At 53.1% G+C, this 17493-nt stretch carries 17 protein-coding genes; 8 read left to right on the top strand and 9 right to left on the bottom strand.

Annotated elements, in window-relative coordinates; all coding sequences use genetic code 11:
• The first annotated feature begins 129 nt into the window (after window positions 1-129).
• The 3 genes from mglB (at window position 130) to mglC (ending at window position 3755) form a co-directional block, all read left to right on the top strand.
• Entirely contained in the window at window positions 130-1128 is a 999-nt protein-coding gene (gene mglB / locus APU11_RS02060; RefSeq protein ID WP_014832691.1) for a galactose/glucose ABC transporter substrate-binding protein MglB, read from the top strand.
• Window positions 1129-1208: 80 nt separating this feature from the next.
• Window positions 1209-2729, top strand: a complete 1521-nt coding sequence (gene mglA, locus APU11_RS02055; RefSeq protein WP_029883073.1) for a galactose/methyl galactoside ABC transporter ATP-binding protein MglA — start codon at window positions 1209-1211, stop codon at window positions 2727-2729.
• Window positions 2730-2744: 15 nt separating this feature from the next.
• Window positions 2745-3755: a galactose/methyl galactoside ABC transporter permease MglC gene (gene mglC / locus APU11_RS02050; protein WP_013097952.1), complete on the top strand. Its 1011-nt coding sequence runs from the start codon at window positions 2745-2747 to the stop codon at window positions 3753-3755.
• A gap of 51 nt (window positions 3756-3806) precedes the next feature.
• Here the strand turns inward: mglC and APU11_RS02045 are convergent, their stop codons facing one another.
• The 6 genes from APU11_RS02045 to APU11_RS02020 all read right to left on the bottom strand — a co-directional run bounded on the left by APU11_RS02045 (window position 3807) and on the right by APU11_RS02020 (window position 8670).
• The gene (locus APU11_RS02045; protein WP_029883072.1) at window positions 3807-4244 is read right to left on the bottom strand and encodes a helix-turn-helix transcriptional regulator; all 438 of its coding nucleotides are present in this window, start codon (window positions 4242-4244) and stop codon (window positions 3807-3809) included.
• Complete coding sequence (locus tag APU11_RS02040; protein ID WP_048972324.1) at window positions 4241-5590, bottom strand: HipA domain-containing protein; 1350 nt, start codon at window positions 5588-5590, stop codon at window positions 4241-4243. The genes APU11_RS02045 and APU11_RS02040 overlap by 4 nt, the downstream gene beginning before the upstream one ends.
• Window positions 5591-5724: 134 nt before the next feature.
• Window positions 5725-6438 (bottom strand): outer membrane permeability protein SanA, encoded by a 714-nt coding sequence (sanA, locus tag APU11_RS02035; RefSeq protein ID WP_023619764.1) that lies wholly within the window; start codon window positions 6436-6438, stop codon window positions 5725-5727.
• A gap of 127 nt (window positions 6439-6565) precedes the next feature.
• Complete coding sequence (gene cdd, locus APU11_RS02030) at window positions 6566-7450, bottom strand: cytidine deaminase (protein WP_023619765.1); 885 nt, start codon at window positions 7448-7450, stop codon at window positions 6566-6568.
• 129 nt (window positions 7451-7579) lie between these two features.
• Window positions 7580-8275, bottom strand: coding sequence for a CidB/LrgB family autolysis modulator (locus APU11_RS02025; RefSeq protein ID WP_013097948.1), 696 nt, complete (start codon window positions 8273-8275; stop codon window positions 7580-7582).
• Window positions 8272-8670, bottom strand: a complete 399-nt coding sequence (locus APU11_RS02020) for a CidA/LrgA family protein (protein ID WP_023619766.1) — start codon at window positions 8668-8670, stop codon at window positions 8272-8274. Before APU11_RS02020 ends, APU11_RS02025 begins: the two co-directional genes overlap by 4 nt.
• A 167-nt stretch (window positions 8671-8837) precedes the next feature.
• Between APU11_RS02020 and dusC the strand changes: the two genes are divergently transcribed.
• From dusC to APU11_RS02005, 3 genes are all read left to right on the top strand, one after another.
• A complete protein-coding gene (dusC, locus tag APU11_RS02015; protein WP_013097946.1) occupies window positions 8838-9770 on the top strand; it encodes a tRNA dihydrouridine(16) synthase DusC in 933 nt (310 codons plus the stop codon).
• A gap of 378 nt (window positions 9771-10148) precedes the next feature.
• Complete coding sequence (gene mdtQ, locus APU11_RS02010; RefSeq protein WP_047352225.1) at window positions 10149-11567, top strand: multidrug resistance outer membrane protein MdtQ; 1419 nt, start codon at window positions 10149-10151, stop codon at window positions 11565-11567.
• A gap of 50 nt (window positions 11568-11617) precedes the next feature.
• Entirely contained in the window at window positions 11618-12382 is a 765-nt protein-coding gene (locus APU11_RS02005) for an SDR family oxidoreductase (protein WP_072200345.1), read from the top strand.
• 82 nt (window positions 12383-12464) lie between these two features.
• Here APU11_RS02005 and APU11_RS02000 read toward each other — a convergent pair whose 3' ends face one another.
• Window positions 12465-13037 carry a DedA family protein gene (locus APU11_RS02000; protein ID WP_013097943.1) on the bottom strand — a complete coding sequence of 191 codons (573 nt, stop codon included), beginning with the start codon at window positions 13035-13037 and terminating at the stop codon, window positions 12465-12467.
• 157 nt (window positions 13038-13194) lie between these two features.
• Between APU11_RS02000 and APU11_RS01995 the strand changes: the two genes are divergently transcribed.
• Together APU11_RS01995 and pbpG are read left to right on the top strand one after the other, a co-directional pair.
• Complete coding sequence (locus APU11_RS01995) at window positions 13195-13782, top strand: Yip1 family protein (RefSeq protein ID WP_013097942.1); 588 nt, start codon at window positions 13195-13197, stop codon at window positions 13780-13782.
• Window positions 13783-13949: 167 nt separating this feature from the next.
• Window positions 13950-14873, top strand: a complete 924-nt coding sequence (gene pbpG, locus APU11_RS01990) for a D-alanyl-D-alanine endopeptidase (protein ID WP_013097940.1) — start codon at window positions 13950-13952, stop codon at window positions 14871-14873.
• Window positions 14874-14968: 95 nt separating this feature from the next.
• On the opposite strand, the gene APU11_RS01985 is transcribed toward pbpG, so the two are convergent.
• On the bottom strand, window positions 14969-15523 hold the full coding sequence (locus APU11_RS01985) for a GNAT family N-acetyltransferase (protein ID WP_020690140.1): 555 nt from the start codon (window positions 15521-15523) through the stop codon (window positions 14969-14971).
• Between the two features lie 111 nt (window positions 15524-15634).
• Complete coding sequence (gene dld, locus APU11_RS01980; RefSeq protein WP_013097938.1) at window positions 15635-17383, bottom strand: D-lactate dehydrogenase; 1749 nt, start codon at window positions 17381-17383, stop codon at window positions 15635-15637.
• Window positions 17384-17493: the final 110 nt, after the last annotated feature.

Here is a 17493-nt window from a genome sequence, read left to right as displayed (position 1 = left end):
GGAGCGTTACCGAACACGGAAGATAGAAATTTTATAAGTGAACTTCGGCTGTCAGTAACGTTTTATTAACACCTGCCCGCCGATCGTTATTCACAAGAACTATCCTGCATAAAAAAAACCGGAGATACCATGAATAAGAAGGTGTTGACTCTGTCTGCTGTAATGGCAAGCATGCTTTTTGGTGCAGCAGCGCACGCTGCGGATACCCGTATTGGTGTGACTATCTATAAATACGACGACAACTTCATGTCTGTTGTGCGTAAAGCGATCGAGAAAGATGCTAAAGCAGCGCCAGATGTTCAGCTGCTGATGAATGACTCCCAGAACGACCAGTCCAAACAGAACGATCAGATTGACGTCCTGCTGGCAAAAGGCGTGAAGGCACTGGCAATCAACCTGGTTGACCCGGCTGCTGCAGGCACAGTTATCGAGAAAGCGCGCGGCCAGAACGTGCCAATCGTCTTCTTCAACAAAGAACCTTCCCGTAAAGCGCTGGACAGCTATGACAAAGCGTATTACGTCGGTACTGACTCCAAAGAGTCCGGTATTATTCAGGGCGATCTGATCGCGAAACACTGGGCGGCCAACCCGAACTGGGATCTGAACAAAGACGGCCAGATCCAGTTTGTGCTGCTGAAAGGCGAGCCAGGCCACCCGGATGCTGAAGCGCGTACCACTTACGTTGTCAAAGAGTTGAACGACAAAGGTCTGAAAACCCAGCAGCTGGCTTTAGATACCGCGATGTGGGATACCGCTCAGGCGAAAGATAAAATGGACGCGTGGCTGTCTGGTCCTAACGCGAACAAAATTGAAGTGGTCATCGCTAACAACGACGCGATGGCAATGGGTGCGGTAGAAGCCCTGAAAGCACACAACAAATCCTCTATCCCTGTATTCGGCGTGGATGCGCTGCCAGAAGCGCTGGCACTGGTGAAATCAGGTGCGATGGCCGGTACCGTGCTGAACGATGCCAACAACCAGGCGAAAGCCACCTTCGATCTGGCGAAAAACCTGGCCGACGGTAAAGGTGCGGCTGATGGCACCAACTGGAAAATCGACAATAAAATCGTTCGCGTACCTTACGTGGGCGTAGACCAGTCCAACCTGGCTGAGTTTATCGGTAAATAAGATAGTTAGTTATGTCTCCACAGGGCGCAACATGTTGCGCCCTTTTATAACGCGATATGCGAGGCCAACAAGGTATAATTATGGTCAGCACAACTACTCCGTCGTCCGGTGAATTCTTGTTGGAAATGAACGGCATCAACAAGTCGTTTCCCGGTGTTAAGGCACTCGATAATGTTAATTTAAAAGTTCGGCCTCATTCAATTCATGCCTTAATGGGTGAAAACGGTGCCGGTAAATCAACATTATTAAAATGTCTTTTTGGGATCTATCAAAAAGATTCTGGCAGCATTCTTTTTCAGGGGAAAGAGATCGATTTCCATTCAGCGAAAGAAGCACTGGAAAACGGTATCTCTATGGTTCACCAGGAATTGAACCTGGTACTGCAACGCTCGGTAATGGATAATATGTGGTTGGGACGTTATCCAACCAAAGGTGTTTTTGTCGATCAGGACAAAATGTACCGTGACACCAAAGCCATTTTCGATGAGCTGGATATTGATATCGATCCGCGCGCCCGCGTGGGAACATTATCCGTCTCGCAAATGCAGATGATCGAAATTGCTAAAGCGTTCTCCTATGATGCCAAAATTGTCATCATGGATGAACCGACATCGTCATTAACGGAAAAAGAGGTTAACCACCTTTTTACCATTATTCGTAAGCTAAAAGATCGCGGCTGCGGCATTGTTTATATCTCCCATAAAATGGAAGAGATCTTCCAGCTGTGTGATGAGATAACCATCCTGCGCGACGGTCAGTGGATTGCCACTCAGCCTCTCGAAGGGCTGGACATGGACAAGATCATCGCCATGATGGTGGGCCGTTCCCTGAACCAGCGTTTCCCGGACAAAGAGAACAAGCCGGGTGAGGTGATCCTTGAGGTGCGTAATCTGACCTCGCTGCGTCAGCCCTCTATTCGCGACGTCTCCTTCGACCTGCACAAGGGCGAAATTCTGGGCATTGCAGGCCTGGTCGGGGCAAAACGTACCGATATCGTCGAAACCCTGTTTGGTATTCGCGAGAAAGCCGAAGGCACCATCACGCTGCACGGTAAGAAAATTAACAACCACAACGCCAACGAAGCCATTAATAATGGTTTTGCACTGGTGACGGAAGAGCGGCGTTCGACCGGTATTTATGCCTATCTGGATATTAACTTTAACTCGTTAATTTCTAATATCCGCAACTATAAAAACAAAGTGGGTCTGCTGGATAACTCCCGCATGAAGAGCGATACCCAGTGGGTCATTGACTCTATGCGCGTAAAAACGCCGGGGCATCGTACGCAAATTGGTTCGCTGTCGGGCGGCAACCAGCAAAAAGTCATTATCGGTCGTTGGTTATTAACGCAGCCAGAAATTCTGATGCTGGATGAACCAACCCGCGGTATTGACGTCGGCGCGAAGTTTGAAATTTATCAGCTGATCGCTGAACTGGCGAAAAAGGATAAAGGGATCATTATTATCTCTTCCGAAATGCCGGAATTGTTAGGGATCACAGACCGTATTCTGGTTATGAGCAATGGTCTCGTTGCCGGTATTGTTGACACGAAAACGACAACGCAAAACGAAATCTTGCGTTTAGCGTCTTTGCACCTTTAAGATCAGGGGCTCCTCATGAGTGCGTTAAATAAAAAAAGTTTTCTCACTTATCTGAAAGAAGGCGGTATTTACGTTGTTCTTTTAGTATTGCTGGCCATTATCATTTTCCAGGACCCTACGTTCTTAAGTCTGCTGAACCTGAGTAACATTCTGACTCAGTCTTCCGTGCGTATTATCATCGCGCTGGGCGTGGCGGGGCTCATCGTCACCCAGGGGACTGACCTTTCCGCAGGGCGCCAGGTTGGCCTCGCGGCGGTGATCGCGGCAACCCTGTTGCAGTCGATGGAAAACGCCAACAAGGTGTTCCCGGAAATGGCGACCATGCCCATTTTCGTGGTGATCTTGATTGTCTGCGCCATCGGTGCAGTGATTGGTCTGATCAACGGTATCATCATCGCTTACCTGAACGTGACGCCATTTATCACCACCCTGGGTACGATGATCATCGTTTACGGTATCAACTCCCTGTACTACGACTTCGTCGGTGCGTCCCCCATCTCGGGCTTCGACAGCGGCTTCTCGACCTTCACGCAAGGATTTATTGCGCTGGGCAGCTTCCGCCTGTCGTACATCACTTTCTACGCGTTGATTGCGGTGGCGTTCGTCTGGATCCTGTGGAACAAAACCCGCTTTGGTAAGAACATCTTCGCCATCGGGGGCAACCCGGAAGCAGCGAAAGTGTCCGGCGTTAACGTGGCCCTGAACCTGCTGATGATTTATGCCCTGTCCGGTGTGTTCTATGCCTTCGGCGGGATGCTGGAAGCGGGCCGTATCGGCTCTGCCACCAACAACCTCGGCTTTATGTACGAACTGGATGCGATTGCCGCCTGCGTGGTGGGTGGGGTCTCCTTCAGCGGCGGTGTGGGTACCGTGCTTGGCGTGGTCACCGGTGTGATCATCTTTACGGTCATCAACTATGGTCTGACCTACATCGGCGTGAACCCGTACTGGCAGTACATCATCAAGGGTGCCATTATCATCTTCGCGGTTGCGCTGGATTCACTGAAATACGCGCGTAAGAAATAATTATCAGGCGAATAAATAAAACCCGCTGCCCGTGAACGGCATGCGGGTTTTTTACGTGAAAAGTGAAGCTATAAGCGATTTGGAAATGGGCACCAGTCCGGTTTGAAGCCCAAAGGGTTTAAAGATTTTATTTATAATGTCAGCGGAATAATTGCCTCTGCCATTTTCTACATCCGACAATGTTTTCCGGGATACGCTGACCAGCTTTGCATATTCATCCTGCTTCATCCCCAACACTTCGACCCTGAGTCTTTTCAGCGCCTCACCCTGTGTGATTTTACCCAGTAAAATGTCCCGTATGGCTGCATGCAATACAGCCTGGCGATCAAGAGTACTAATCCGTGTTAAGCCTGATGAAACGCGTTGCCTCTTTACTACCGATGACTTGTCCGGATCTTCATCCTCATCATGACGTCGCTTTTCATTTACGCTGCGTACCCGGGCTAATGTTTGTAGAAGCTCTGATTCAGATTTATTAGATATTTTCATAATAAACCCCAACGAGAAAGTTTATTCGGAATATAGCGAAAACCAATCGCGGGCATTTCCATTATCTGGTCGGGAACGCCTCGCGCCTCCAGCCTTTCCGGGAGATCGATGAGCTGGACGGCTGTATCATGCAGAGCGTCAAGTAAAGTTGTGGGAGGGATCCACTCCGCCAGCGCTTGCGCGATAGCGTTGAAATTATAATCCCCCCCAGATTCACAAGATAATGACCACTTTAGGGTTCGCGGTATCCCCTCTGGATCGGCTTTCATTGGAGCAAAGTCATAAACAGGGGAGAGCATAATGTGATTTTCAGCTTTCACAAAGGCGGTATTTCGCCCATGGTTGTCACTATTCCCAAAAATAATATTTAACAGATCGCGACGTACCCATTCTGTTACAAAACCAGGGATATCAAATTGATAGCCCTGCTGCTGAACCATATGGCTGGAGGTAATTTTATTAATTAACGCGCGCAGCGTTGCCTCATGATCCAGGAGAGTACCGGGTGCTTTTTGTAATAGTGAATACACCGATTCCATACCCAGCCTGATCAGTTGATCCTGCTCATTTCTCACTATGTCGAAACGTGGCAACCACAGCGAAGGATAGTGGCTACCTTCTTCAAGGCGCATTGTGTCCACTGGGATCGTGGAAAAGCCCATCGCGTTAAGCTCATGGTAATAATGAAATTCAGCCCGGAGAATATTACAATCAACTTCTGTTCTGTTTCCGCGTGGATATTTAACCAAATAATAGCGGTCCCGGTTATCCGGTTCGTTTTGCCAGGTATCGATCCATATGGCATCCGTTTCACTACAGCGCAGCAACAGTTTCGGCGCTTCACCCCCAGCGCCGGTTGCACCACCCGCCGCCGCGCCTCTTTCCTGGGCATAATCCAGAAAATCTGCCGCACGATCGATGACGTCCGCAACCGTAAACGTTTTAGTGCGTGCGAATTCATTCCATTCAGGAACGGATTCTTTTATACGCAAATTCCCGACAGGGGACATTGTGCCAAATTTCAACAATAAAAAATTCTGCTGATCAACAGGCAACTCACTGATATCGAGTGCATTTATCCAATAACGGCGACTGGCTCCGGCAGGAATGATATCGTCGATAAATCGCAGCCAGCCCGGTTGACCCTGGTCATCAAAAAAGAGTGATACAGGGTGGTTGACTGAGACCGCGTGAAAATCATCATAGTCAAGAAAATTAATCGCATACTCAGTAAGATAGTCTAACTGTGTGGTGTTCCAGTCATTGTTTTCGCTTCCCGGATATTTGATGAGGGCGATATCCGTCCATGTTTCATTCAGATATGCTTGTACGGTTAACGTCTCCATCTCACCTCCATAAAACGACAATGAGTAAAATATTACTCATTGTTAATGAAAATGGCAAATAGCGCCACTTATATCACTCATTAGATAGCTGATGACAGAGTAGTGCGTGTTATATCACGCATTATAGAATTTGATTACTTTTTCTTCTGCATGTCCAGCAACTGCTCCGGCGTCACCGCCGGATAACCCTGCGCATCTTCCGGCACTTCATGCATGGCCGGAATTGGCACCAGCGGGCCTAAAAAGCGCGGTTCACGTTTGAAGATATAGAGATCGGCCAGCGCGCCAAAGCGAGCGCCAAACTCACGCACGCGCACGCTCAGCATATCTTTTGGCGAGGGCACCGCATAACACTGCGCCTGAATGCCCATGTGCAGCGCGATAAACAGCGCACGTTCGCAGTGGAAGCGCTGGGTGATGATGATGAAGTCGTTGGTGTCGAACACTTTGCGCGTGCGCACGATGGAGTCGAGCGTGCGGAACCCGGCGTAGTCGAGCACGATATCTGCCGGATCAACGCCTGCGGCAATCAGGTCTTTGCGCATGGTGACCGGTTCGTTGTAGCTTTGCAGTGCGTTATCGCCGCTTAACAGCAGGTAATTGACCTTGCCGCTGTTGTAGGCGTTGAGCGCGCCCTGAATACGGTAGCGGTAATACTGATTGATGACGCCGGTGCGGTAATACTTCGCGGTGCCGAGCACCACACCCACCTGGCGATAGGGCAGGTCCTGCAGGTCATCAAAAATGTAGGGGGCCGTTTTCCAGCTCATCCAGCGGTCGAGACCCAGCACGATCAACAGCAGTATGCCGACCAGGACAGACAGGCTGTAAAAAACGCGCTTTAACATGCAGATGGCTCGTACCGAAGGTGAATTTAACTCAGGCTACTGTACCCGCCTGGTTAGCGCAAGAAACAGCGCATCAACTGAAGGCTTTTTCAGCAAAACGGGCGGGCATGTCTGCCCGCCAGAAGGATCACGCCAGCAATACACGCTCGATTGACGTGCAGCCCAGCGCTTTCAGGGTGGCGGCGGTGGCATCCCATTGAATCAGCGGTGCATCGGCAATTTCTGCCAGAATGGCGCGCTGAATATCCGGGTAGTCATAGCCGTTCAGACTCAGCAGGTTCAGTGCGCCCTGCAGCGGTGGCAGCGTTGGGTTAAACGCGGCGTTTTCGGCATAGCTGCCGCTAAAAATACGCCCATCGCGGCATTGCAGTGCCACGCCGCTCGGGGATTTGCTGTACGGCGTATGGCTCTTGTTGGCAGCGCGAATGGCCGCCTGGGTCAGGTCATCACCGGTCAGCGTGTAACCGTGATCCTGCTCGTCCATCAGCAGGGTTTTGATTTCAAGATCTTTCGGACCAAAGGCGTCAGGCAGGTAGTCGCCCAGCGTATGCGGCGCGCGACCCGGCAGATTGATGCGCAGCTGCAGCCCGCTGTTCAGTTCATTCATAAACTGACGGCAGTGCCCGCACGGGGTGTAGTTCACGGTAATGGCGCTCAGGGCCTTTTCGCCGCGCAGCCAGGCGTGACTGATGGCGCTCTGTTCCGCATGAACAGTCTGCTGCATGGTTGCGCCCAGGAACTCCATGTTTCCGCCGAAGTACCAGGTTCCGCTGACGCCGCGCGCAATGGCGCCAACGTTAAAGTGGGAAAGATCGGCACGTGCACAGGCGGCAGCCAGCGGCAGCAATGCGAAAGCCAGCGCGTCTTCGTCAAGATCCGTGGCCTGTTTCAGCGTGGTGATCTGCTCAGCGGTGAGCAGGGCGGGGAAATGCTCATCCGCCAGAATCGGGGCCAGAGCTGATTGCAAATTCTCTGCAAGCCGGGCGAAAGCCGCTTGAAAACGTGGATGCATGGCGTTTGCCTCATAAAGGTTAATGGATCGGTAGTGTACGGAGCCGCTGGGGCTTTATATGTGATCCATATCTCATTATGTATGCAACTTATGAAAACAAAATGAAATTTGCGCGACGCATCGCAAATTTTAGCCCATCACCGCCAGAATCACGGGGAAAATGAACGGCGCCATCAGCGAGGTCATGATTCCGCAGATCACCAGTGCCAGCGAGCTGAACGCCCCCTCCTGATAATCCAGCTCCGCACAGCGGGCGGTGCCCAGCGCGTGCGACGCGGTGCCCATCGCCAGACCGCGTGCGGCTTTGGTATGAATGCGCATGACATTGAGCAGGGTATGGCCAAACACGGCGCCCAGTATGCCAACAAAGATCACGCACATGGCGCTGATGGCAGGAATGCCGCCGAGGCTGCCGCCCACGGCCATGGCGATAGGCGTGGTCACCGATTTCGGCAGAATAGAGGCGGCAATTTGCGCAGAGGCCCCCATCAGCAGTGCGACTGAAGTACCGGTGATCATCGCCACCAGGCTCCCCACAAAACAGATGGTAATAATGGATTTCCAGCGGGCGCGGATCTGGTGCAGCTGTTCATATAAAGGAAATGCGAGCGCGACCACGGCGGGTTGTAGCAGGTCGTTTAAAATTTTGCTGCCGGCAAAGTAGCGTTCGTAAGGAATACCGGTAAGCAGCAGGAACGGGATAATCACCACCATCGCCACCAGCAACGGGTTAAGCAGCGGCATCTTGAACCGGGCGGCAAGTTTGCGCGCCGCGAAGAACACCGCCAGGGTTAATGGCAGCGACCACCAGATATTGGCCATCATTGTTTTGTTCCTTTCTGTCCAACCACTTTACGTTCGCCATGTACCAGATGCGAACTCCAACTCACCACAAGGAAAACCACCAGCGTACTGACCGCGCAGGAGACGACAATCGGGCCGAACTGGGCTTTAAGCAGATCGAAGTACTGCATGACCCCGACGCCAATCGGCACGAACAGCAGCGCCATATAGCGAATAAGAACGAAGCAGCCGGGGTTGACCCACTTAGCGGGCAGAATTTGCAACGCCAGCAGAACAAAGAGGATCAGCATGCCGATAATGCTGCCGGGAATGGTGATAGGAAGCAGGGAAGCGATGAAAATCCCGGCGTACAGGCAGGCGTAAATCAGGACGAATGCGCGCAGATATTGCCAGATAATGTTCAATGATTTTCTCATGGTTAAAATCCTTGCTGAAACGCATTCATCATACAATTAAACCAGAAAGTGTGCCATGGATCACATCATGAATTTTAAGCATACCCGTCATTCCAGAATAGAACGTCGTGCTTTCAACATACATACAGAGCGATTACTATAGCGCGTCTTTTTTCACAGGTACTGCTATGCGTGTTTTACTGGCCCCAATGGAAGGCGTGCTCGATTCCCTCGTGCGCGAACTTCTGACCGAGGTGAACGATTACGATCTCTGCGTGACGGAGTTTTTGCGCGTGGTCGATATGTTGTTGCCGGTAAAATCGTTCTACAGACTCTGTCCGGAGCTGCACCGCCAGAGCCGGACCACCTCCGGCACGCTGGTGCGTATTCAACTGCTGGGCCAGTATCCTGAATGGCTGGCCGAGAACGCCGCCCGTGCCGTCGAGCTCGGCTCTTACGGGGTCGATCTCAACTGTGGCTGCCCGTCGAAGCTGGTGAACGGCAGCGGCGGCGGGGCGACGCTGCTGAAAGATCCTGAGCTGATTTACCGTGGCGCGAAAGCGATGCGTGAAGCCGTGCCTGCCCATTTGCCGGTGACGGTGAAAGTGCGCCTGGGCTGGGACAGCGACGCGCGGCAGTTTGAAATTGCCGATGCGGTGCAGCAGGCCGGGGCTACTGAACTGGTGGTGCATGGCCGCACCAAAGAAGATGGTTATAAAGCCGAGCGCATTAACTGGCAGGCAATTGGTGAGATCCGCAAACGCCTCAGCATTCCGGTGATCGCCAACGGTGAAATCTGGGATTACCAGAGCGCGCAGGCCTGTCTCAAGGCCACCGGCTGCGAGGCGGTGATGATCGGCCGCGGGGCATTGAATGTGCCTAACCTCAGCCGGGTGATTAAATATAACGAGCCGCGTATGCCGTGGGCTGATGTTGTGACGCTGCTGCAAAAATATAGCCGTCTGGAAAAGCAGGGCGACACCGGGCTATATCACGTGGCGCGCATCAAACAGTGGCTCAGCTATTTACGCAAAGAGTACGATGAAGCGCTGGGGTTATTTCAGGAGATTCGGACATTACAGACTTCTGCGGATATTGCGCGGGTGATCCAGGCAAAATAATAAGCGTGTGACCGCAATTATCGCTGTGAAGCGCTGGACCAGACGCATGGGCTGGTTGACCTTTGCCCGGCGCGGTGCCGGGCAAAGGAATCAGAAAATCATCTTGAACACACCCGTTACTACCAGCAGTCCTATCAGAAATATAATTAAAATGACCCACAATAATATTTTCATTCCCTTCTCCTGCGTATGTATGTCAACAGTAAGTGTAGCAGGCGATTTATAATTAAGATGAATTTGTTAGTTTGACTTATTCTCGGCATGTATAATTTTCTAATTACAAAAATGTATGACAATTTGCGCATTGCCACGCATTACTAAAAAAAAGAGAGACATCAGGCGTACTTTGCGCCTTTATTTTTTGGCGTGAATGGCGTAATGAAACGTTTTCTTATTTTATCTCTGAGTGCTCCCTTTGCCGTTATTCTGGCCGGCTGTGCGCCGCAACATGCCACGGTAACTCCCCTCAATACCCAGTCGCTCACGGCGTCGGTTAATACGGTGCTGCCTCATCAGGACTGGCCGAAAAATGCATGGTGGAAAGCGTATAACGATCCGCAGCTTGATAAGCTTATTGCCAAAGCATTAAGCGATGCGCCCGATATGCAGATTGCCCGTCAGCGTATTACCCTTGCCGAAGCCCAGGCCAAAGCAGCCCTGGCGGCCGACGGCCCGCAAATTGATTTTTCGGCCGATGCCGAACGTCAGAAAATGTCCGCTGAAGGGCTGATGGGGCCCTTTGCCATAACTGACCCGGCTGCGGGCACCACCGGCCCCTGGTATACCAACGGTACCTTTGGTCTGACTGCGGGCTGGGATCTGGATTTGTGGGGCAAAAATCGCGCCCGGTTGGAGGCCAGGATAGGCAAGGTGAATGCGCAAAAAGTGGAGCTTGAGCAGACCCGCCAACTGCTTGCCAGCAGCGTGGCGCGGCTCTACTGGGACTGGCAAACTCAGGCCGCCGTGGAGGAGGTCCTCACGCAGATCAAATCCCAACAGGACAATATCATCGGTGCCGATCGCGAGCTGTATCAGCACGGGATCACCTCCTCTGTGGAAGGTGTCGAAACCGACATCAGTGCCAGCAAAACCGAAGAGCAGATCGCAGAGGTTCACGGCAAAGTGAAAGCCATCGAGGCGCGTCTGAACGCGTTGACTAATACCCCCGCCCTGGCGCTCACACGGCATGCCTTACCGACGGTTGAAGCGTCGTTACCGTCGACGCTGGGGTATGAACTGCTGGCCCGACGACCGGATCTGCAGGCGGCGCACTGGTATATCGAAGCGTCAATGAGCGAGGTCGATGCCGCCAGAGCGGCGTTTTATCCTGATGTGAATCTGATGGCGTTTTTACAACAGGATGCCCTGCACCTGAGCGATCTGTTCCGTTCTTCAGCCCAGCAAATGGGTGTGACCGCCGGGCTGACTCTGCCCATTTTTGACAGCGGCAGGCTGAACGCGCAGCTGGATATTGCCCAGGCGCAGAACAATCTGTCGGTGGCGAACTACAACAAGGCGGTGGTGGATGCCGTGAACCAGGTGGCGCGCACGGCCAGCGAAGTGGAAATGCTGACGGCGAAAAATCAGCATCAGCAGCAGGTAGAAAAAGATGCGGCGCGCGTGGTGGCGCTGGCGCAGGCACGTTTTAGCGCCGGAATTATTGCCGGCTCGCGCGTCAGTGAAGCCAGAATTCCAGCGCTGAAGGAACATCTCGCCGGATTGATGCTGCAGGGCGAGTATATCGACGCCACGCTACAGCTCACCTCCGCGCTGGGTGGTGGTTATCATCATGGCTAATCAGGGTCATTATCTATACTTACCTCTTTGCCGTTCTTCAGGAGGTGAGTATGACCAAAGTAGCGATTGTTACCGCATCGGATTCCGGGATTGGTAAAACCACGGCCCTGATGCTGGCTGAACGTGGGTTTGATATTGGCGTCACCTGGCACTCTGATGAACAAGGGGCGCGGGATACCTGCCGCGAAGTGGAGGCGCAGGGACGGCGGGCTGAAGCTATCCACCTTGATCTAAGCACCCTCCCACAGGGCGCGCAGGAGATAGAAACGTTAATTGCCCGTTTTGGTCGCCTGGACGTGCTGGTTAACAATGCGGGGGCGATGACCAAAGCGCCCTTCCTGGATATGCCGTTTGACGAGTGGCGAAACATTTTCACCGTCGACGTGGACGGTGCGTTTCTCTGTTCGCAGATTGCCGCACGTAAAATGGTGGAGCAGGGGGAAGGAGGGCGAATCGTCAATATCACCTCGGTGCATGAACATACGCCGCTGCCGGAAGCCAGCGCCTATACCGCCGCAAAACATGCGCTGGGAGGATTAACCAAATCGATGGCGCTGGAACTGGTGCAGCACAACATTCTGGTGAATGCCGTTGCGCCGGGGGCGATTGCCACACCGATGAATGATATGGACGAGAGTGAAGTGAAGGAAGGATCGATGCCAGCGATCCCGCTCGCAAGACCGGGATATACCAAAGAGATCGCCAGTCTGGTGGCGTGGTTATGCGACAGCGACGCCAGCTACACCACCGGGCAGTCGTTTATCGTCGATGGCGGGTTTATGCTGGCGAATCCGCAGTTTAAGCCAGCGGGGTAGCTTCCCCTCACCCCGTGGGAGAGGGGGCTTTAAGTTCCCTCTCCCTGTGGGAGAGGGTTAGGGTGAGGGCAACAGACCGCACTCACTCCTCATCCTGCTTCTTCTCTCTGTGCCGCATCCACAGCCTGACCCCAATCACCGCTACAACCACCAGAATCAGCCACGCCCAGTGCTTCAGATGCTGGTCAAGGTTATGTAGCCACGGGCCAATCACTTCTCCACCCACGTAACCGAGCGTGGTAAAGATCAGCGCCCAGGCGCACGCGCCAATCACGTTCAGCGGCAGGAAAATTTTCGGCGGCAGGCGGCTGGCGCCAATCAATATCGGCCCGATAATCCGAAAGCCGTACATAAAGCGGGTGCCAATCACAAACAGGTAAGGGTGGCGCTGGATCAGCCGCTGCGCGCGGTTAATTTTCTTCTTGTGCTTAGCGAAACGCTTAAGCAGCGTTGGCCCAAAACGCAGCCCCAGAAAGTAGAGCAGCTGATCGCCAATCATCCCGCCCAGCGCAACCGCGGCGACAACCAGCGGGAATTTAAGTAATCCCTGATGCGCGGCGACGCCGCCTAACAGGGTGATGGTTTCACCTTCTGCCACGCTTCCGACAACCAGCGCAGCGTATCCGTATTGTTCAATAACTCCGTTGATATCCATTACGTAAATATCATCTCCCTCAGCGTGCCTCGGTTAATCATATACCCCTTGTGACAACCGCGGGGCAATCAACGGAAATTTCCCACTGTACATAAAATAATCTAAACCCTGCATTATACTTAAGGTATCGATGACGGGCCGACAACAAGGGGGCGCTATGAACCATGTCTGGGGACTTTTTTCCCATCCCGATCGTGAAATGCATGTCATCAAAAGTGAGAACGAAACGGTCTCGCATCATTACACGCACCACGTGCTGCTGATGGCGGCGGTGCCGGTGATATGCGCGTTTATTGGTACAACACAAATCGGCTGGAACTTTGGTGATGGCACCGTAGTACAGCTTTCCTGGTTTACCGGGCTTTATCTTGCCATTCTCTTTTATGGCCTGATGCTGGCAGGGGTGGCGGTTATGGGACGCGTCATTCACTGGATGGCACGTAACTATCCGCAGCGTCCTTCCCTGGCACACTGTATGGTCTTTGCCGGATATGTCGCGACCCCGCTGTTCTTAAGCGGTATTGTTGCGCTCTATCCCCTGGTCTGGCTGTGCGCGCTGATCGGGACCATTGCGCTCTTTTACACCGGCTATCTGCTGTATCTGGGCGTACCTACCTTCCTGAATATCAATAAAGAAGAAGGCCTGAGCTTTTCCAGCTCTACGCTCGCCATCGGCGTGCTGGTACTGGAGGCGTTACTGGCGCTGACGGTGATTCTTTGGGGTTATGGTTACCGTCTCTTCTGAGTTAATTGCATTGCTGGCGTAAATGCCAGCAATGCAGCATCTGTTCACGATTATCCGCTGGCGACAATGCACGGTGACCGCTATGATGCCGAAGCCAGCCTGTGTTTCTCCGTCGACGCAGGCGGTGTACGTCATAACGTGCGTGAATAATTATCAGAAGTCTCACCATGCTGAAATTCCGAGTTTCTTTACTTAGCCTGGCACTGTTGCTGGGGGCGTCCGCTGGCGTGCCAGCTCTCGCCAAAACGCCCGCGGTGACCACCGCTGCTGCTCAACCGCAAATCGCTTCCGGCAGCGCGATGATTGTTGATCTCAACACCAATAAGGTGATCTACGCCAGCCATCCGGATCTGGTGCGCCCGATCGCCTCGATAACCAAATTAATGACCGCGATGGTAGTGCTGGATGCACATCTGCCGCTGGATGAAAAACTGAAAGTGGATATCAGCCACACGCCGGAGATGAAAGGGGTTTACTCCCGCGTGCGCCTGAACAGTGAAATCAGTCGTAAAAATATGCTCTTGCTGGCGCTGATGTCGTCAGAAAACCGCGCCGCGGCGAGCCTCGCCCACCATTATCCGGGCGGCTACGACGCCTTCATTCGAGCGATGAATGCCAAAGCCAAAGCGCTGGGAATGAATAACACCCGTTTTGTTGAGCCGACAGGTTTGTCGATTCACAACGTCTCTACGGCGCGCGATCTGACCAAACTGCTGATTGCCAGCAAACAGTACCCGCTGATTGGGCAGCTCAGTACCACCCGTGAAGAGATGGCGACCTTTGCGAACCCGGCCTATACGCTGCCGTTTCGCAATACGAACCACCTGGTGTATCGCGAGAACTGGAACATTCAGTTAACGAAAACCGGCTTTACCAACGCGGCGGGGCACTGTCTGGTGATGCGTACCGTGTTCAACGGTAAACCGGTGGCGCTGGTGGTGATGGATGCCTTCGGCAAATATACTCACTTCGCCGATGCCAGCCGACTGCGCACCTGGATTGAAACCGGGAAAGTGCAGCCTGTTCCGGCTGCGGCATTGACGTATAAAAAGCAGAAAGCCGAGCAGATGGCGACGGCGCAGAACGATTAGGTAAAAGCAAAACGGTAACTGTGTTACCGTTTTTTATGTTTTCTCCCTCTCCCGGTGGGAGAGGGCCGAGGTGAGGTCACCAGACCGCACTGGGCCTATTCCGGCAGGGTCCAGTCTCCGTCGTTAAGCGGGCGCTGCATAATCACCGTATCCCGCCAGTCGCCTTTTTTGTAGCCCACACTGCGCAGCTGGCCGACCACTTCAAAACCGTGCTTTTTATGCAGCCGCAATGACCCGGCGTTATTATGGCCATCCCCCACAACCGCAATCATCTGACGCCAGGGACCTTGTTCGCAGCGTTCAATCAGCGCGTCCATTAGTGCACTGCCAAAACCGCGTCCGGTGGTGCTGGCATCCACGTAGATTGACTCTTCCAGCGTGAAGCGATACGCGTGTCGTGGACGGTATGGCGTGGCGTAGCAATAGCCCACCACAATGCCGCGATACAGCGCCACCAGCCAGGGCAAACCGTTATCGGTCACGTTTTTCAACCGCTTACGCATTTCATCAACGGTGGGGGGGATTTCCTCAAACGACGCACGTCCGTGAAGTACATGCCATGCATAAATAGCCGAAATGGCATGCACATCGTCGGGAAGGGCATCGCGCACTTCCACTTCGGTTACGGATAAAATATCAACAGCCGACATGATGTGCCTGCTCCTCGTCAAAGAATGCCGGAGAAACGTTTCTCCGGCGAGTGCAGGTACTCTAGTACGATTGAGCTGTGCTTAACAATCTCTTAAATATGGCTGTATGAATTAATCAGATGCTTGCGTAATGGCCTGCTCTGCGTTATCGCTCTCTTTCCAGTATTTATTCCGCGTTGTTTTACCAATGCCGGGATTCATACTGTTTGTAGGGTCATTCTCGCGATAAAACTGCTTAAGTGTCTCAGGGGCTTTGTAAAGATGCCCAACGTTGTGTTCCGCAGGATATTGTGCGCCACGTTCGCGCAGAAGGGCGAGCATCTCCTCTTTCAACGCGTGCGCGTCGACCCCTTTTTTAACGATGTAATCCTGGTGGAAGACGTAGCACATAAAGTGGCCGTAGTAGAGCTTATGCACCAGCTTGCTGTCGATTTCCGGCGGCAGGTGTTCAAACCACTCGGTATCGTTGCGTCGCAGCGCAATATCCAGCGCCAGAATATCCTCTACTTCTTCTGAGTGTACGGCCTGATAACGGATGGCGGCCCCCGCAGCGGCAAAACGGTGCAGGAACGCTTTGCTCCCCTCCTCAGGTGTACAGGCGAAGAAATCTCCCTCGGCGGTTTTGAAGAATTCGCTCAGCCAGTTTTGTGCTTCGGCGATCCCGTCCCCGGCCATTTTCAGCAGCAGGTGATGTTCATACTTGTCGCGCCAGGTTTTCATTCGCTCCGGCAGGTGGGCCGGGAAAACGTTACCCAGCTTCTGCATAAAGCGGTCGGTGAAGTGGGGTTTAAACAGCGGCACTTTCTCCAGCATTGCATCAGTGCGGCCCTTCATGGTGAAGAAGAACGGCATTTTGTCGGTGCCGAGCTTGTCGATCATCAGGAACGTATCTTTGCCGTAGCGTTCGGCGATGTCGTAAATATCCCGATGCATATACTCGCCCGCCACCGGCAGATGCGTGAATTCGCCGAGAATATGACGACGGATTTCGGTCAGCACGTCAGGCTGATTGGTGCCGATGTAAAACACCTGCTGTTTTTTCTCGGCCGGGAAGGTGTCGAGCCGGACCGCGAAAACGGCCAGTTTGCCCGCGCAGCCGGAGGATTCAAACAGGCGATCCGGGTCGGCGTTGTAACGCGCTGGCGTATCCGCGTTGATATCCCGTACGCGGGTGATGTAATCGTGATCGTGGGCATGACGCCCATCGTGCTGTACGTCTTCATCTTTCACGCGATCGTCGTCGAGCTTACTCAGGATCTGCTCCGGCGTGACGCCCAGATCGATTCCCAGATGGTTCACCAGCGTCAGCTTGCCGTTTTCATCAATACGGGCATAGAGCGACATTTCGGTATAAGCCGGGCCGCGCTGCACCAGCGAACCGCCGGAATTATTACAAATCCCACCAATGACGGAGGCGCCGATGCAGGATGAACCAATCACCGAATGCGGTTCTCGCCCAAGCGGCTTAAGCGCTTTTTCCAGCGAGTAGAGGGTGGTGCCAGGGAAGGCCAGTACCTGCTCGCCTTTATCGAGCAGGTGAAGTTTGTCGAGGCGCAGGGTGCTGATAATCACGATGTCGCGATCGTAATCGTTGCCGTTCGGCGTCGAGCCTTCGGTCAGGCCGGTGTTAGCCGCCTGCATTAAAATAATCTTGTCCGCGGCGACGCAGGCGCTCAGGACGCGCCACAGCTCCAGCAGCGTGCCGGGAAAAACCACCGCCAGCGCATCGCCCTGTCCGGAACGAAAGCCCTTACGGTAGCGGGCAGTTTTGGCCGGGTCGGTGAGCAGGTGAGAGTGACCAACCAGGCGCGACAGTTCGTTAATAAAAGTCGTGTTATCGGCAGTTCGAACAGAAGACATCTTCCACTCCTTGTGGTGGGGCAAATTTCTCGCTGTAAAGCATAGCGCGATTAGCTGTTTAGAGGGCGCGTATTTGCGAGAAAAATCAGAGAATAACCCTGCAACGTTCT

This window comes from Enterobacter sp. 50793107 (genome assembly GCF_001463365.1).
Taxonomy (GTDB): domain Bacteria; phylum Pseudomonadota; class Gammaproteobacteria; order Enterobacterales; family Enterobacteriaceae; genus Enterobacter; species Enterobacter cloacae.
Note: the sequence above shows the minus strand (reverse complement) of the source record. Positions and strands in the feature narration are given on the sequence as shown.

Coding starts and splice junctions, on each gene's coding strand:
- mglB (WP_014832691.1), top strand. CDS start 130: ATGAATAAGAAGGTGTTGACTCTGTCTGCTGTAATGGCAAGCATGCTT.
- mglA (WP_029883073.1), top strand. CDS start 1,209: ATGGTCAGCACAACTACTCCGTCGTCCGGTGAATTCTTGTTGGAAATG.
- mglC (WP_013097952.1), top strand. CDS start 2,745: ATGAGTGCGTTAAATAAAAAAAGTTTTCTCACTTATCTGAAAGAAGGC.
- APU11_RS02045 (WP_029883072.1), bottom strand. CDS start 4,244: ATGAAAATATCTAATAAATCTGAATCAGAGCTTCTACAAACATTAGCC.
- APU11_RS02040 (WP_048972324.1), bottom strand. CDS start 5,590: ATGGAGACGTTAACCGTACAAGCATATCTGAATGAAACATGGACGGAT.
- sanA (WP_023619764.1), bottom strand. CDS start 6,438: ATGTTAAAGCGCGTTTTTTACAGCCTGTCTGTCCTGGTCGGCATACTG.
- cdd (WP_023619765.1), bottom strand. CDS start 7,450: ATGCATCCACGTTTTCAAGCGGCTTTCGCCCGGCTTGCAGAGAATTTG.
- APU11_RS02025 (WP_013097948.1), bottom strand. CDS start 8,275: ATGATGGCCAATATCTGGTGGTCGCTGCCATTAACCCTGGCGGTGTTC.
- APU11_RS02020 (WP_023619766.1), bottom strand. CDS start 8,670: ATGAGAAAATCATTGAACATTATCTGGCAATATCTGCGCGCATTCGTC.
- dusC (WP_013097946.1), top strand. CDS start 8,838: ATGCGTGTTTTACTGGCCCCAATGGAAGGCGTGCTCGATTCCCTCGTG.
- mdtQ (WP_047352225.1), top strand. CDS start 10,149: ATGAAACGTTTTCTTATTTTATCTCTGAGTGCTCCCTTTGCCGTTATT.
- APU11_RS02005 (WP_072200345.1), top strand. CDS start 11,618: ATGACCAAAGTAGCGATTGTTACCGCATCGGATTCCGGGATTGGTAAA.
- APU11_RS02000 (WP_013097943.1), bottom strand. CDS start 13,037: ATGGATATCAACGGAGTTATTGAACAATACGGATACGCTGCGCTGGTT.
- APU11_RS01995 (WP_013097942.1), top strand. CDS start 13,195: ATGAACCATGTCTGGGGACTTTTTTCCCATCCCGATCGTGAAATGCAT.
- pbpG (WP_013097940.1), top strand. CDS start 13,950: ATGCTGAAATTCCGAGTTTCTTTACTTAGCCTGGCACTGTTGCTGGGG.
- APU11_RS01985 (WP_020690140.1), bottom strand. CDS start 15,523: ATGTCGGCTGTTGATATTTTATCCGTAACCGAAGTGGAAGTGCGCGAT.
- dld (WP_013097938.1), bottom strand. CDS start 17,383: ATGTCTTCTGTTCGAACTGCCGATAACACGACTTTTATTAACGAACTG.